Genomic DNA, 14,935 nt, shown 5'->3' on the forward strand with positions numbered 1-14,935 from the left:
GCTGGAGGTGTGAGGAGTTTCTTTTTGGTCAAGGTCTTCTTTTTCGGGTAAGGTCCCACCTTTACCCTGCAACCGGTTTCATCCGTGGGAGCCTGTCTTCTGTCCTGTCTGTTTTCCCTGTTCCGCAAGGCGGGCCGTCTTCTGCCCCTGTTTTCCGAGCCGGGGCGGGGCCCGACCTGGTGTTCGGTTCTTTTTCTGCCGTCTGCTGCTTTTCTGCTGCTGTGTGCCTGCCAGCCCATAGGGCCGGAACATCTCCAGAATGATCAGCTGGCTTATTCCCGGGCACTGGGGGAAGTGCAGAAGCGTGAGATGCTGCTCAATATCGTGCGGCTGCGTTATGGCGAGCCGCCTGCGTTTCTTGACACGACACAGGTGATCGCCGGTTACAACTTCTCCCGCAGTGTTTCGGGGGGGTACTATGGCTATCCGGCTTCTGCTGTCAGCAATTACCTGTTTGGAACGGGGACACTTTCCCAGGCGGAAAATCCGACCATCACCTATCAGCCTCTGACAGGTGAGCAGTATGCGGAAAATGTGGTGCGTCCCATTTCGCCCACGGCCATCATGCCGCTCAGTCTTGGTGGCATGGCCATCGACACTCTCCTGCGGCTGACGGCACAGTCCATTGATGGATTGTCCAATGTGCGGGGTGTCGGGCCATTCGGGGGTGGGTCCGTGCGGTTCTACCTGCTTCTGCATGACCTGCGCCAGCTTCAGCTGGCCGGGGCGATGACGGTACGTATTTCTACCGATGACCCGGCTGCCTCCGGCAAGGGGGGGAAATCGGGTACTGGCAGTGCAACCGGTCAGGGGAATGGCAATGCCGGGTCCGGCAATGGTGGCGGGGGATCAGGCAATACGTCTGGCGAGCATATCTATCTTGTGCTGACAACCACGGCGGACAGCAATCTTCAGGCCATACAGGGGGAGGTACGCCGCCTGCTGCATCTGGAGCCCAATACGGCGGAGGCGGAGATCGTCTATGGGCCATATCCGAAGAAACAGGGGCAGATCGCCATTCTCACACGGTCCATGCTCGCCATGCTGACCCAGCTTTCCTACGAGATGGAAGTGCCGGAGAAGGATGTCCGCTCCGGCAGGACCCTGCCGACCATCGGGCAGGTTGGCATCGAGAGCCGCCCTGAGGTTGCCATTCATTCCGGCAGGAATGAACCTGGGGAAAGCTATGTTTCCGTTTTCTATAAAAAGTGCTGGTACTGGATTTCCGATACGGATTTCCGTAGCAAGGAGGCATTCACCATGGTGCAGGTCCTCAGTACCCTTGCGGCAACCAGTCATGGCGGCGGTGCCGTCGTGACGATTCCGGCAGGGTGACCGGGCACGGGATGGGTGTGGACATAGCGGAAAAATGGTCATGAAGCAGAAACCGGTGATCCTTCAGATTCTGCCGGCATTGGGTATTGGCGGCCTTGAGCGTGGCGCCATCGACATGGCCGAAGCCATAAGTCAGGCCGGTGGCCGGGCGCTCGTGGCGGCGGAGAGTGGAGCTCTGCTGTCCCGTCTGCGGTATGTCGGTGGTGAACATGTGGAGCTGGCGTTTCGCAAGAGGATGTCCCTGCGGTATTTTTTCAGCCGGGTGAAGGCCTTGCAGATGCTGATCCGGCAGGAGGGGGTCGATCTTGTCCATGCCCGGTCCCGGTATCCGGCTCTTGTGGCGGTTGTGGCCTGCCGTCGGGAGAAAGTGCCGTTGGTGACGACCTGGCACGGTGACCACCAGACGAATTTCTGGCTCAAGAAGTTCTATAATTCCGCTCTGGTACGGGGGCAGCGTGTCATTGCCGTTTCCGAGCATATCGGCGAGAGACTGCGGCATGATTACAGGGTTGGGGAGGACAGGCTGCGCATCATCCCCCGTGGCAGTGATCCGGAGATTTTTTCCCCGGGGGCGGTGAAAGGCCTCCAGATGCAGACGCTGCTGGAGCGCTGGCGAATTGGTGAGGAAAGCCGCATCATTCTCATGCCCGGCCGCATGACCCGCTGGAAAGGACAGGAATGTCTGATCGAGGCTCTTGGCTATCTGGCCACCCATCATCCGGGGCTGGACTGGGTCTGCGTCATGGTCGGGCCAGGGGAGGACAGCAGCTATGCCCGGATGCTGCACAGGATGGCCGAGGAGCGGGGCATAGCGACTCGTCTGCGTTTTGCTGGTCCCTGCCGGGACATGGCAGCGGCCTACCGGCTGGCGCATGTTGTGACGGTGCCTTCTCTCCGACCTGAGCCCTTCGGGCGGGTGCCGGTGGAAGCACAGATGATGGGCTGCTGGGTGATCGGCTCGGCCCGTGGCGGCCTGAAGGAAACCATACAGCATGGTGAAAGCGGGACGCTTGTTCCGGCGGGGGACCATCGGGCGCTGGCCGGTGCCCTGAGGGAAGTGCTGGACGTGCCACCAGAACTTATGGCAGAGCGGCAGGACGAGATCCGTGCCCATGCTCTTGCCCATTATACCAAGCAGCACATGCAGCGGGCGACGCTGGGCGTGTATGATGAGCTGCTTCCTGCTGGCTTGCGGGAAGCGTTTGTGCGCTTTCATGAGGAGAGGGATGCAGGTTCATGAAGCCTGAACAGGAGAGAAAGACCGGCGAAGCCCCCATGACAGCACGGCAGGAGCGCCAGCTGCGGGAAGCCCAGGCCCTGCGGGCCAACCTTCTGCGTCGCAAACAGCAGCAGCGCAGCCGTCCGGCCGTGTCTGGGCGTGTAACAGCCTCTGCCAGCCAGGGGGATCGCTGAGTGACCAGCCCGCGTCTGCCACTGCCATCGCGGCAGGAGGTTGCCCTCGGTATCATCACGGTGTTGTGGGGGGGGACCTACTACATCATCCAGATGGCGCTGAAGACTAGCGGTCCTCTGTTTTTCATCGGGGTCCGGTTCCTCATCGCTGCCCTGTTTGTGGTCTGTTTTGTTGGGCGCAAGCATATCATGCAGGGGATTCCACGTTCGGAGATATGGCGTGGCGGGCTGATCGGTATTGTGCTGGCTTTCGGTTACATCTGTCAGACGATCGGGCTGATGAGCATCACCAGCAGCCGTTCTGCCTTTCTGACAGCTCTCTATGTGCCGTTGGTGCCGCTGCTTCAGTGGATCATCCTGCGCAAGGCTCCGAGCAGGAGTGGGATTGCCGGCATTTTTCTTGCCTTCGTTGGGCTGGTTCTGCTGGCCGAGCCGTGGAAGACCGGCCTGACCATGAGCACGGGTGACGGCCTGACCCTGCTGGGGACTTTTTCTTACGCTTTTGAGATCATCTGCGTCGGGCTGTTCGCTCTTCACACGGATAGCCGCCGCATGGCGTTTGTCCAGCTTGTGGCGGGTGGACTTTTTGCTTTCTGTGCCATGCCGGTAATGGGAGAGCATGTGCCCGCCTTCAGCTGGGGCTGGATGGGGTGTGCGCTGGTGATGGGCATTGTGAGTGCGGCTACCCAGCTGGTGCTCAACTGGGCGCAGAAAACGGTCTCTCCCACCAAGGCGACCCTCATCTATTCCAGTGAGCCGATCTGGGGGGGGCTGGTTGGTTGGGTGACGGGTGACGTGTTGACGATGACCACGCTCATTGGGGCTGGTTTCATTGTGGCTGGTGTGCTGGCCAGTGAGGTCAAACCCCGCTGGCCCCGCTTCCGTCGGACGTTGCGTGGTGGTGCTGTGCGTGAACTGCCTTCGGAGAGGAAGCGTCGCCGTCGGCTCAGCATGTCTGAGCTGGTGATCCGTGGTTCATCGGGGGATTGACCCCCTCCGGGCCGTTCCTCCGCTTTGCGCCGGGGCAGACAGATGATATGACAGGGCAGGCCCGGCTGGTCGGGTCTGTCTCTGTCCGGGGGCGGTCTGTCCCTGTCAGGTTTTTGTCGATTTTCAGTAAGACATCACCATCCACAAGGGAGAACGGCCATGTCGATCATGCCTGACCACTGGATACGCCACATGGCGCAGGAACACGGCATGATAGAGCCGTTTGTCGAGGCGCAGAAGCGTGAGAAGGTCATTTCCTACGGGTTGTCCTCCTATGGGTATGATGCTCGTGTCGCTGATGAATTTCACATCTTCACAGATGTTGACAGTGCCGTGGTGGACCCCAAGAATTTCTCTGCTGACAGTTTCGTGACACGCCGCGGGGACATCATCATCCCGCCCAACAGTTTTGCCCTGGCCCATACGGTGGAATATTTCCGCATCCCCCGTGATACGCTGGTCGTGTGCCTTGGCAAGTCCACCTATGCCCGCTGTGGGATCATCGTCAACGTCACACCGCTGGAGCCGGAATGGGAGGGGCAGGTGACCATCGAGATCAGCAATACCACCCCCCTGCCAGCCCGTATCTATGCCAATGAGGGCATCTGCCAGTTTCTGTTTTTTCAGGGAGCCAGTCCTTGTGAAGTCAGCTATGCTGACCGTGCCGGAAAGTATATGCGCCAGTCCGGTGTAACGCCCCCGCGGCTTTAAAATTCAGACAAGCAGAGAACCTCATCCAGCCTGTGAGGCACGGTGATGGGATGAGGTATGGAGAGAGACAGATGGATTATTTCCTGATCGAAGGTGGCCACCGTCTTGAGGGGCGCATTTCTGTTGGTGGGGCCAAGAATTCGGGCCTGAAACTGATGGTGGCCGCCCTGCTTTCCGAAGGGCCTCTCATCCTTTCCAATATTCCCGATATTGCGGATATCCGTACCATGCGGACCCTGCTGGGGCAGCTGGGTTATGACGTGGTGGAGATTGATGGTCCCCGGCAGCTCAGCCTTGGTGGAACCATCCAGTCGGTAGAGGCTCCTTACGACATCGTGTCCCGGATGCGGGCCTCCATTCTTGTTCTGGGACCTCTGCTGACCCGTATGGGAGAAGCCCGTGTCTCCCTGCCGGGTGGGTGTGCCATCGGGACACGCCCGGTGGACCTTCATCTCAAAGGACTGGAGGCCCTGGGCGCCGAGATCACGCTGGAGGGGGGTTACATCAATGCCAGAGCGCCCAATGGCCTGAAGGGCGGGCGTGTCGTGCTGCCATTCCCCAGTGTGGGGGCGACGGAGAATGTTCTCATGGCAGCCACGCTGGCCCGTGGCACGACGGAGATCGTCAATGCTGCCCGGGAGCCGGAAATTCTGGACCTTGCCAACTGCCTCAATGCCATGGGGGCGAAGATCACCGGGGCACATTCCGGCACCATCATGGTAGAGGGGGTGGAGCAGCTTCATGGTGCTCGTTACTCCGTCATGCCAGACCGCATCGAGTGTGGCACCTATGCCTGCGCCGTGGGCATGACGGGTGGGGATGTCCTGCTGGAAGGTGGCCGCATGGTAGATCAGGAAGCGGTTGTCTATGCGCTCCAGCAGGTTGGCGTGGATGTTACGGAAGAGGCTGATGGCTTGCGGATACGGAGTGAGGGAAAGCTGCGGGGGCTGGACCTGACAACCGAACCTTACCCCGGTTTCCCGACCGACATGCAGGCGCAGTTCATGGCCATGCTCTCTGTAGCGGAGGGAGCGTCCATGATTACGGAAACGATCTTCGAGAACCGTTTCATGCATGTGCCGGAACTGAACCGCATGGGGGCCAACATCACCATCCAGGGGCGGTCAGCCGTGATCCGTGGGGTGGAACGCCTCTCTGGTGCCAAGGTGATGGCCACGGATCTGAGGGCATCTTTTTCACTGATCCTGGCTGGCCTCGTGGCCGAGGGTGAGACGGAACTGAGCCGTGTCTATCATCTCGACCGTGGGTATGAGCATGTGGAGAAGAAGCTCTCCGCCTGCGGGGCCAAGATCAGGCGTGTGAAGGTTTCTTCAGACGCCGCATGACGCTGGGCACGTCCGTTACGACCTCGTAGAGGGTTTCTGCCCCTGCATCGGCGAAACCCTGTGCCTGCGTGGCCTGCAGCAGGGCGATGAGCGGGTCGGCCCAGCCATTGGTGTTGAGAATGATGATGGGCCGCTGGCTCAGCCCCAGCTGGCGGTTCACGAGAACCTCCATGAATTCGTCGAATGTGCCAAACCCTCCGGGGAGGATGACATAAGCGTCAGCTTCTTCGAATAGCCGGGCTTTCCGGCTGGGCATGTCTTCTGTCACTTCCAGGTCTGTGACGCCTTCATGCAGGATTTCCTGCGCTTCCAGAAAGCGGGGAATGATGCCTTTTACGGTACCGCCGGCCAGCAGGGTAGCATCGGCCACGGCGCCCATCAGGCCAGCAGTCCCGCCCCCATAGACGAGAGTGAGACCCGCTTCCCCCAGGGCTGTTCCGAGGGCACGGGCTACCTGCATGTGGGCCGGATCGTGCCCGGGGCGTGACCCGCAGAAGACGGAGCAGGAGCGGATGGTCATGATGGACTGTTTCCTCCGAACAGAAAAATGCCGGGCAGAGAAGACTGTACCCGGCATTCTGGCAACTGGCAGCCCCGCTGGGGAGGAACCGGGAAAGGCCCCACCCAGCAGGCGGCTGTTGGTCAGGCAGCGTTTTTCGGCACACCACATCCCGGAATACGGGAGAAGATGGCACTGAAGGCGATACCACTGATGCAGAGCACACCAGCCACGGCAAACATGACACCCCAGCCCATGTGGTCACGCAGACCGCCCATGAACCAGCTGGAAATCACGATGGTCAGGTCGGTGAAGATGGAGTAGGCGGCGATCAGGATACCGTGGAACTCCGGCCCATCGGTACGGACGGCCATGGTGCCCATGGCGGGGAAGAGCAGGGAGAAGCCCGCACCCGTCAGTGCAGCACCGATCAGGCCACCCGTGGGGTTGTGCACCAGGCAGAAGACGGCCATGGCAATGGCTTCCGTCACCAGGGACATGTAAGCGATCGGCACACCGCCATGCTTGTCGATCTGGCCGGAGACGAAAATACGCATGAAGATGAAGCAGGCAGCGAAAACGCCGAAGGCCACACCCAGGCCAGTCCAGTGGTTATCCGTGTAATACAGGGCCAGGAAGCTGTTGACCGTACCAAAGCCGACAGACCCGGCAGCCAGAGCGGCACCATACGGCAGCACTTTCTTGACGGCGAGGGCGAAGGACATCGGCTTGCCTTTGCTCGGCAGCGGCTTGATGGCTTTGTAGAAGGTCAGCAGGATGATGCCGCCAATACCCAGCAGGGTGGCAAAAATGCCGACGGGCAGCAGCCGGATGTTCGGCAGGATGCCGCTGAGGAACTGGCCGACGGTCACGCCAACGGCGATACCACCGTAGGAGGTGACACCGTTCCAGGAAATGGCGACGGAGGAGTGCGCAGGGCCGACGCGGCGCAGGTTCCATGTCGTGACGGAGGTGGAGGTGCAGCTCTCGGACCAGCCGATGAAGAGACGGCTGATGAGGGCAATGCCCAGGGCCACATAGCGGGACGTGTCATTCAGGCCCATGAAGCTGGGGATCAGAGCCGCAAGGCACATCAGCAGGCCGGAGATGGTGCAGAAGATGAGACCATACCGCAGAATGGCCTTGGGGCCATGCACGTCAATGCGATGACCGACGATCACACGCCCCATGGCGGTACCGATGTACTGCAGGGAGATGGTGCTGGCGGCAATGGCTGTGCTGAAACCCAGCGTGTTGTGCACGAACTGGGCACCAATGATGGCATTGGGCAGCCCGATGACAAAATAGACAAGGAGGTTGAACAGGACTACGGGCATGACCCGCATGGTCGGCGAGCACGTATAGGTTGCGTCTTCATCAGACATGGGCGTCCCCTTTGCAGTTTCCGCAAGCCGTGCCCACCTGGTAACTGTAACCGGCACAGCCTTTCTTGGTTATCGACCATAGGTGAGAAAGCCTTTTGCGTCACGGGGCAATGATTTGCCCAGCTTGCATAGTTATGAATGGCTGCCATGCAGGGATGTCAGTAGGATGATATCTGGCTGGTTGGGGTAAAGCGTTTCACTTTTTCTTCTTCACCATGATACAGGGCGGCCTGATCACGATGATGAGCGACCGGCCATTGCTGCGAAGGAGCCGATGATGATTGATGATGCGGTAAAGAAAGCCTGTGAGGATGCAGGCTACCAGATTCTTTCTTCCGAGATGGTTTATGAAAACCCATGGACTGCGGTGCGGGAAGACAGGATCATCCATCCTGGTGGCAGGAAGGGCCTGTACGGCGTTGTCGAACGGGGGACGTTTGCCGTCATCATGCCCATGCATGCTGATGGTCGCCTGACACTGGTCCAGCAGTTCCGCTACCCGGTGGGAAAGCGGCTCTGGGAGTTTCCCATGGGCATGTGGGAGACACGGCCGGATGCAGATGCCACGGAGCTTGCCCTTGGTGAGCTGCGGGAGGAAACGGGCCTGCGTGCCGGTGAGTTGATCCATGCAGGGACACTGTATCAGGGAGCTGGATACTCCACGCAGATGGGGCATGTTTTTCTGGCCCGGAATCTTGTCCGTGGTGAGGCCGAGCGGGAAGCGACGGAAGCCGACATGAAGGTGAAAGACATCCCGCTTGCCGAGTTTGAGCGCATGATCGTGGAAGGGGAGATGACCTGCATGGTTACGCTGGCCGCCTATGCCCAGATACGGGCCCGGGGTCTGCTCTGAGGAGTCCCGTTCCGTTGCGGGCGGCAGTCCGCCCCGCTCTTCTGGTCCTGCTTCTGGTGGGAGGGCCGCTGCTTTTGTGGCGGATTCCGGCCATCCAGCATGGGCTGGGACTGATGCGGGAGTGGGCCGGGCAGCCTTATGCGGCCCTGCGGGTCCTGCCGCTGGCCGTGCTGTATTGTGCTTTTGGTCTGCCCCGGCAGGCACTCTGTTTCGTGCTGGGAGCGGGGTTTGGCATTGGCATCGGGGTGGTGGAGGCCAGCCTGGCCTATGGGGCCGGTGCCCTGCTGGGCTATGGCTGGGGGCGGCTCTGGCGGTGGAAATGCCCGGTCAGGGCGGCTTCCGTGCCGTGGTTCATCCGGGCTGGACAGCGGGCTCCATTCCGCATGGTGGCCTGTGCCCGGCTGCTGCCGGTCGGGTCTGCCCTCCTGGTATCGGTCTCGTCTGGCATGGCGGGGCTTGCAGTTGGCCGGTTCCTGCTGGCGACCATGCTGGGAGGATTGCCCCAGAATCTGGTTTTTCTTCTGGCTGGCAGGGGTGTAGAACTACGCCATGGCTGGGCACTGGTTACCGCCGCCGTGCTGGCACTTCTTTCCGCCGTGTTGGGAGGCTGGGTATTACGCGGGTTTCACAAAGAGATGAGATGGGAAAGGCAGGATAGCGGAGCATGAAGACGTCACAGCATGGCTTTTTTGAACATGCCCTGATTGGCAAACCGCTTATCAAGGGTGGGAAGATGCCTTTCTGGCTGCCGATCCTTCTGGGAACGCTGACGGCGGTTGGCCCTGTCTCGACAGATATCTATCTGCCGGCCCTGCCAGAGATGGAGCAGCAGCTTGGTTCCGCACCGGGAACGGGCAGCCTGACGATGGCGGCCTGGGTGGCGGGGCTGGCCATCGGGCAGATCATTGTCGGGCCGGTGACGGACCGCTTTGGTCGTCGTCGTCCGCTGCTTGTGGGTACCCTGTTCTATGCTCTGGCCGCAGCAGGCTGTGCCCTTTCGACCTCCATGCCCATGCTCTGTTTCTTCCGGGCTTTTGCCGCCCTGATGGGGGCTGCCAGCCTCGTGGTGCCCAATGCCTGCGTCAGGGACCTGACAGTCGGTGACGCCACGGCGAAGATGATGTCCCGCCTTATTCTCATACAGGGTGTCGTGCCCATTCTGGCGCCGGCTCTGGGTGGTTTTGCTCTCCAGTTCATCAGCTGGCGGGACATTTTCTGGGCAACGTCCCTTTATGGTGTAGTGGGGCTGCTGGCGGTCTTCCTTTTCCTGCCAGAAACACTGGATGGCGAAGACCGTCACCCCATGCGTCTCTGGCCCATTATCGTCCGGTATGGGCAGACCCTGAAGGACAGGAACTACCGCTTCAATGCGCTCATCTGGATGGTGCAGGGATTCGTCATTTTCACCTATCTGACGGCTGCACCCTTCCTCTTCGAGAGCGTGTATGCGTTCACGCCGTTCCAGTATGGCGTGCTGTTTGGTGTGATGGCGGTGTGCATGATCGGTTCGTCCCAGATCAATGCCTGGTTGCTGAACTACTATCACAGCCGGACCCTGCTTCGGGCCGGGCTTGCCATCAGCTGCGTCGGGGCGGTTGTACTGCTGGGGCTGGCCATCTGGTCTGCACTGGATGTCGATGCGGCAGGGCATCTCAGGCACATCTATCTCTGGCCACTGTTCGGGGCGATGCTCTGTGCGCTGGGGCCGGGGGGATGCATTGGCCCCAATGCCATGGCCGGTGCCCTGCTGACACAGGGGCGCAATGCCGGTGTCGCTACCGCTCTGGCGGGGACGGGGCAGTATGTGTTCGGTATTCTGGCCAGTGTCATGTTCTCATGGCTGCCGGTGGGTACGGCGATCCCGATGGGGGGAATGCTGCTGGCGGCTTTCCTCCTCATGATCCTGTTTGCCCGCATGGCTCCCTGATGGCAGCAAGGAGAGCCTTCCCTTTCAAAAGGACGGCACAAGGGCCTATAAGGGGGGCTTCGTGCATATCATGACCTGCAATGTGAAGGCCTGCCATGTCCTTTGAAGACCCTGCTCCGCTGGATTTGAAACAGTATATCCGTGAAGTTCCGGATTTTCCGAAACCGGGCATCCTGTTTTATGACATTTCCACCCTGATCCGGAATCCGGAAGCGTGGCAGGTGGCTACGGGGCGTCTGGCGCAGGCGGTGGCCCGCTTCCAGCCAGACCTTCTGGCAGGGATCGAGAGCCGTGGCTTCCTCACGGCAGCTCCGCTGGCAACCCGCCTCGGCTGTGGTTTCACCATGCTGCGCAAGCCGGGCAAGCTGCCGGGCAAGACCATTTCCCACAGATATAGCCTCGAATATGGTGAGGATGAGCTGCACATCCAGGCGGATGCTGTCCGTCCCGGCCAGCGTGTGGTGGTGCTGGATGATCTTCTGGCAACCGGCGGTACGCTGGCTGCCTCCATCGACCTTCTGCGCAAGGCTGGGGCTGAGGTTGTCGGGGCTTCCGTGATGATCGAGCTGCTGGCTCTGGGAGGCCGTGGAAAGGTTGACGTGCCGGTCACGTCCCTTCTGACATACGAGGACTGAGCCGGGACAGGGCCTACAGGAGGCAGCATGATGTCGGATTCCCTGCCCGTGACGGCGGTCCTGCCGGCTTTGCTGGAGGCACTGGCTGCTGGCTCCAATGCCGTGCTGGTGGCGCCGCCGGGTGCCGGGAAGACCACGGCCGTGCCGCCTTTTCTGCTGGAGGTTGCGCCTGACTGGCTGGGGGATGGCCGTATCCTGCTTGTGGAGCCACGGCGTGTGGCCGTACGGGGAGCGGCCCAGCGTATGGCGGCCTTGCGGGGTGAAGCCCCCGGCGGGGTGATCGGCTATCGCACCCGCATCGACAGTGCCGTTTCGGCCCGGACTCGTATTGAAGTCGTCACGGAGGGTCTGCTGGTCCGCCGTCTGCTGGCAGACCCCCTGCTGGATGGCGTATCTGCCGTCCTGTTTGATGAAGTGCATGAGCGGTCACTGGATGGCGACACGGCTCTGGGGTTCTGCCGGGACATGCAGCAGAGCCTGCGGCCGGAGCTGCGGCTCGTGGCCATGTCGGCCACGTTGGATGCGGGCATTTTCACGACCGCCCTTCAGGCCCCGCTGATCGAGAGTGACGGACGGCAGCACCCGGTGGAGGTCCGCTACCGGCGGGACATTGCCCATCTGCGTGATCTGCCGGAGAGCTGTGCCCAGGCCGTGGCACAGGCCTGGCGGGAGGAAGAGGGCTCCATTCTGGCGTTCCTGCCCGGGGTGGGAGAAATCCGCAGGGCGCAGGCCAGTCTTCAGGGACTTCTTGGGGACCGGGTGCCTGTCCATCCTCTGTACGGGGAGCAGTCGGTGGAGGATCAGGCCCGTGCGCTGGCTCCGGAGTCCGGGCGGCGTATCGTGCTGGCGACATCCATTGCTGAAACGTCCGTGACGGTTCCCGGTGTGCGTGTGGTGGTGGATGGTGGCTGGCGGCGTCTGCCCCAGCGTGATGCCGGTACGGGCCTGCCCCGCCTTCATACACGGCGCATTTCCCGGGCAACGGCGGAACAGAGGGCAGGCCGTGCGGGGCGTCAGGCTCCCGGTATTGCCATCCGTCTCTGGTCTGAAATGACCCAGCGTAGCCTGATTGTGCAGGAAGTCCCCGCCATAAGGGAGGCGGACCTGTGTGATTTTGCCCTCGTGACGGCAGCCTGGCAGCAGGCGATGGGCACGGCCCCGGTGGCCCTGCCGCTCATCGAGCCAGCCCCGGAGGGGGGACTGGCCGCAGCGCAGTCCCTTCTCCAGTTTCTGGGGGCTCTGGATGGTCAGCGGGAGCTGACGGCTCTGGGGCAGCGGATGGTCGGGTTTGGCACGCATCCCCGGCTGGCTGCGATGCTCTGCGCTGCCCGGACGGTGGAGGAGATGGCCGTGGCGGCCTGTCTGGCGGCCCTTCTGGAAGAACGTGATCCGCTGGGCGGTCGTGGGGGCCGGGGAGGAGAGGCCTCCGCTGACCTCCGGCTGCGTCTGAAACTCTTCATGCAGGATGATGCCCGTGTTCCCAGGCATGTGGTGCGGCAGCTCCGCCATGCTGCGGGGCGGTTCCTGCGCCGGGCCGGGCAGGGGACAGGGCAGGATGGTCTTGCGGACCTCGTGAGCGATGGGCTGACGGGTCACATCGCGGGACGTCTGGTGGCGGCGGGGTTCCCTGACCGTCTGGCACAGCGGACCAGTGCCGATGGACGGTACCGTCTGGCAGGAGGTGGCAGTGCCCGCTTGGGGGCGACAGACCCGCTGGTGCAGGAGGACCTTCTGGCTGGGGCGGCCTTTCATGTCCGCAAGGGGACGGACATGACCCTTGCGGCTCCGGTCACGCTGGAGACCCTGCCCGATTCCGTACAGGCCAGCCTGAAGGAACAGCGGGAACCGGCCCTTGATGGTACATCGGGCAAGGTTATTGTCCGGCAGAGGCTGCGGCTGGGCAATCTGGTGCTGAAGGATCGTAACGTCTCCCCCGAGGCGGAAGACATCACGGCGGCCCTTCTGGCGAAGGTGCGGTCTGATCTGGCCCGGCATCTGGACTGGTCGGCGGCGGCCCGCCAGTTTCAGGCCCGTGTCGCTCTGGCCCGGACGCATTATGCGCCCCATCTGCCTGATCTGTCTGACGAGGCTCTGGCCGAGGACATGGAGTGGCTGGAACCGTGGCTTGCGGGACTGGACCGGCTCACACAGATTCAGGAGCTGGACCTTGCGGCCATTCTGGCCAGCCGTCTGTCCTATGAGGACAGGCAGGAGCTGGACCGCCAGCTTCCGTCCCATGTGGCTCTGAAGGTCGGGCGCAGGCGCATTGATTACACGACGGTCGTGCCATCCCTTTCTGCCCGGGCGCAGGACTTTTATGGCACCACGGCCCTGCCGAAGCTGGCAGGTGGCCGGGTGCCGCTCCATGCTACCCTGCTGTCCCCTGCCGGACGGCCACAGGCCGTGACGGCGGACCTTGCCCAGTTCTGGACGTCAGGCTGGCTGGACATGCGGCGGGACATGCGGGGGCGCTACCCCAGACATAAATGGCCCGAAAATCCCGCCGAGGAGGCTTGAGGCCGTTCAGTCTCCGGTTTTCTGTCCCCGGTGGTTCGAGCATGTACTGCTTCGGGGAGGAGAAGCCATCATATGGTATCGCCTACACGGGTGGATTGTATGACGAGGGGCAGGACCTGCTCGTGATATTGGTCCTTGCGGTAAATGTTCTTCACCATGTGGGGATTGAGGCCCTTCGCCAGAATGTTTTCCATCCTGATGTCGAATTTGTTCAGGTTGTTGAAGACGACTCTTGTGAACAGGATGGGGCCGGTCACTTTCAGTGTTGCCACGCTGCCCGTGCTGTGCAGGTTGGGCGTGTAAAGGAAGATGTTGGCGATCAGCTGGTTGATGACCTTGGCCATAAGAGGATGACCTGGCGCACAGATGAGACACCATATGGGGAATTCGCCCCCTTCAATGTGGGAAAGTTCGGCTTTTTTGCCCCATTCGAAGTATTGGGGCAGGCTCCAGTCCCATTGTGAAATGATGAACTGGTCGTCATCACGGATAATGGAGGATAATGGCCGGCTGCTGCCCGATTTCATGTCCAGATAGACACCGCCATGCTGATACAGGCAGAGATATCTGAAAAAATCCGCCTGTGCTGCGCCATAGAGGCGGTTCAGCCGCAGATAGACACTCAGCACGTCCCATCCATAATGGGTATGGATGAAGTCAATGCGGTCTTTTTCTGAATAATACCGGTACTCCCAGTCCTTATTCATTGTTTTCAGGGACGTTATGTTTTCAAGATAGCCTGTTTCCGGGTGAAGGGCATTGTCTGTCTGGTGGATGATGTGCGGTATACGGGGAGAAAAAGGTTTTTCCTGAACGAATTTGAAAGGAATGCTTGAGAGGCGTCTGAACTCTTCCCACCAGTTGGCCTTGTTGGCGAAGCCGAAGGTGCCTTCGGGGCGGGCGGACAGGAAATTGCCGTCTTTCAGCAGGACGAACGTATCATCCTTCGGGTTCAGGACGGTGATGCCATGTGCCGTCAGCTGTCCATGGGTGGGGAGGCAGGCCCTGTAATGTTCGATGTCGCAGAAATCGACATGCCTGAACTCATCATTCTGGATGATGAGAACCGTAAAGAAATACGTCACGAAAATCGGGTGATGCAGGGCAATTGCATTACGTTCGCTGTGGGCTGTCATGTATCCGTCCTTCTGGCGCATCCGGCATGTCTTTTTCAGGTCTTCAGGAGGTGGGGGGCATGGTTGTTTTCAGCCCGTGCTGTCTGAATGCTGGGTCTTTCCTGACCTGCCTTACCTGCCCTGAAAATGAAAGAAAAGTAAACTGCCACGGAGACCGGGTCCCTGCAAGTATTTTGCAAGGTGGAGAC

General features: G+C 60.9%; 14 protein-coding genes. 11 read left to right on the forward strand and 3 right to left on the reverse strand.

What is annotated here, in order from left to right:
* The first annotated feature begins 309 nt into the window (after positions 1-309).
* From ASO19_RS08020 to murA, 6 genes are all read left to right on the forward strand, one after another.
* Positions 310-1,335 carry a hypothetical protein gene (locus tag ASO19_RS08020; RefSeq protein ID WP_081563344.1) on the forward strand — a complete coding sequence of 342 codons (1,026 nt, stop codon included), beginning with the start codon at positions 310-312 and terminating at the stop codon, positions 1,333-1,335.
* 40 nt (positions 1,336-1,375) lie between these two features.
* Positions 1,376-2,575 (forward strand): glycosyltransferase family 4 protein, encoded by a 1,200-nt coding sequence (locus ASO19_RS08025; protein WP_086431746.1) that lies wholly within the window; start codon positions 1,376-1,378, stop codon positions 2,573-2,575.
* Positions 2,572-2,748 (forward strand): hypothetical protein, encoded by a 177-nt coding sequence (locus ASO19_RS09130; RefSeq protein WP_166651588.1) that lies wholly within the window; start codon positions 2,572-2,574, stop codon positions 2,746-2,748. The genes ASO19_RS08025 and ASO19_RS09130 overlap by 4 nt, the downstream gene beginning before the upstream one ends.
* Complete coding sequence (locus ASO19_RS08030; protein ID WP_227431401.1) at positions 2,749-3,738, forward strand: DMT family transporter; 990 nt, start codon at positions 2,749-2,751, stop codon at positions 3,736-3,738.
* Positions 3,739-3,897: 159 nt separating this feature from the next.
* A complete protein-coding gene (dcd, locus tag ASO19_RS08035; RefSeq protein WP_043558674.1) occupies positions 3,898-4,449 on the forward strand; it encodes a dCTP deaminase in 552 nt (183 codons plus the stop codon).
* A gap of 71 nt (positions 4,450-4,520) precedes the next feature.
* A complete protein-coding gene (gene murA / locus ASO19_RS08040) occupies positions 4,521-5,795 on the forward strand; it encodes a UDP-N-acetylglucosamine 1-carboxyvinyltransferase (protein WP_043558672.1) in 1,275 nt (424 codons plus the stop codon).
* Here the strand turns inward: murA and ASO19_RS08045 are convergent.
* Complete coding sequence (locus ASO19_RS08045) at positions 5,761-6,315, reverse strand: LOG family protein (protein ID WP_043558779.1); 555 nt, start codon at positions 6,313-6,315, stop codon at positions 5,761-5,763. The two genes, murA and ASO19_RS08045, sit on opposite strands and share 35 nt — an antisense overlap.
* Positions 6,316-6,437: 122 nt before the next feature.
* Complete coding sequence (locus tag ASO19_RS08050; RefSeq protein ID WP_043558670.1) at positions 6,438-7,679, reverse strand: MFS transporter; 1,242 nt, start codon at positions 7,677-7,679, stop codon at positions 6,438-6,440.
* A 274-nt stretch (positions 7,680-7,953) separates the two neighbouring features.
* Between ASO19_RS08050 and ASO19_RS08055 the strand changes: the two genes are divergently transcribed.
* The 5 genes from ASO19_RS08055 (at position 7,954) to hrpB (ending at position 13,611) form a co-directional block, all read left to right on the forward strand.
* A complete protein-coding gene (locus ASO19_RS08055; protein WP_043558668.1) occupies positions 7,954-8,532 on the forward strand; it encodes an NUDIX domain-containing protein in 579 nt (192 codons plus the stop codon).
* A gap of 14 nt (positions 8,533-8,546) precedes the next feature.
* On the forward strand, positions 8,547-9,200 hold the full coding sequence (locus tag ASO19_RS08060) for a TVP38/TMEM64 family protein (protein WP_227449756.1): 654 nt from the start codon (positions 8,547-8,549) through the stop codon (positions 9,198-9,200).
* A complete protein-coding gene (locus ASO19_RS08065; RefSeq protein ID WP_081847659.1) occupies positions 9,197-10,459 on the forward strand; it encodes a multidrug effflux MFS transporter in 1,263 nt (420 codons plus the stop codon). The genes ASO19_RS08060 and ASO19_RS08065 overlap by 4 nt, the downstream gene beginning before the upstream one ends.
* Before the next feature lie 95 nt (positions 10,460-10,554).
* Positions 10,555-11,094, forward strand: a complete 540-nt coding sequence (locus tag ASO19_RS08070) for an adenine phosphoribosyltransferase (RefSeq protein WP_043558665.1) — start codon at positions 10,555-10,557, stop codon at positions 11,092-11,094.
* A gap of 30 nt (positions 11,095-11,124) precedes the next feature.
* Entirely contained in the window at positions 11,125-13,611 is a 2,487-nt protein-coding gene (hrpB, locus tag ASO19_RS08075; protein WP_103765780.1) for an ATP-dependent helicase HrpB, read from the forward strand.
* Positions 13,612-13,679: 68 nt separating this feature from the next.
* Here the strand turns inward: hrpB and ASO19_RS08080 are convergent, their stop codons facing one another.
* Positions 13,680-14,747 (reverse strand): glycosyltransferase family 32 protein, encoded by a 1,068-nt coding sequence (locus tag ASO19_RS08080; RefSeq protein WP_181005239.1) that lies wholly within the window; start codon positions 14,745-14,747, stop codon positions 13,680-13,682.
* Between the last annotated feature and the right edge of the window lie 188 nt (positions 14,748-14,935).

The organism is Parasaccharibacter apium (assembly GCF_002917995.1).
Taxonomy (GTDB): domain Bacteria; phylum Pseudomonadota; class Alphaproteobacteria; order Acetobacterales; family Acetobacteraceae; genus Bombella; species Bombella apis.

What these genes read in the sequence shown, in the direction of transcription:
- ASO19_RS08020 (WP_081563344.1), top strand. Translation starts at nt 310, where the DNA reads ATGCTGCTCAATATCGTGCGGCTGCGTTATGGCGAGCCGCCTGCGTTT.
- ASO19_RS08025 (WP_086431746.1), top strand. Translation starts at nt 1,376, where the DNA reads ATGAAGCAGAAACCGGTGATCCTTCAGATTCTGCCGGCATTGGGTATT.
- ASO19_RS09130 (WP_166651588.1), top strand. Translation starts at nt 2,572, where the DNA reads ATGAAGCCTGAACAGGAGAGAAAGACCGGCGAAGCCCCCATGACAGCA.
- dcd (WP_043558674.1), top strand. Translation starts at nt 3,898, where the DNA reads ATGTCGATCATGCCTGACCACTGGATACGCCACATGGCGCAGGAACAC.
- murA (WP_043558672.1), top strand. Translation starts at nt 4,521, where the DNA reads ATGGATTATTTCCTGATCGAAGGTGGCCACCGTCTTGAGGGGCGCATT.
- ASO19_RS08045 (WP_043558779.1), bottom strand. Translation starts at nt 6,315, where the DNA reads ATGACCATCCGCTCCTGCTCCGTCTTCTGCGGGTCACGCCCCGGGCAC.
- ASO19_RS08050 (WP_043558670.1), bottom strand. Translation starts at nt 7,679, where the DNA reads ATGTCTGATGAAGACGCAACCTATACGTGCTCGCCGACCATGCGGGTC.
- ASO19_RS08055 (WP_043558668.1), top strand. Translation starts at nt 7,954, where the DNA reads ATGATGATTGATGATGCGGTAAAGAAAGCCTGTGAGGATGCAGGCTAC.
- ASO19_RS08065 (WP_081847659.1), top strand. Translation starts at nt 9,197, where the DNA reads ATGAAGACGTCACAGCATGGCTTTTTTGAACATGCCCTGATTGGCAAA.
- ASO19_RS08070 (WP_043558665.1), top strand. Translation starts at nt 10,555, where the DNA reads ATGTCCTTTGAAGACCCTGCTCCGCTGGATTTGAAACAGTATATCCGT.
- hrpB (WP_103765780.1), top strand. Translation starts at nt 11,125, where the DNA reads ATGTCGGATTCCCTGCCCGTGACGGCGGTCCTGCCGGCTTTGCTGGAG.
- ASO19_RS08080 (WP_181005239.1), bottom strand. Translation starts at nt 14,747, where the DNA reads ATGACAGCCCACAGCGAACGTAATGCAATTGCCCTGCATCACCCGATT.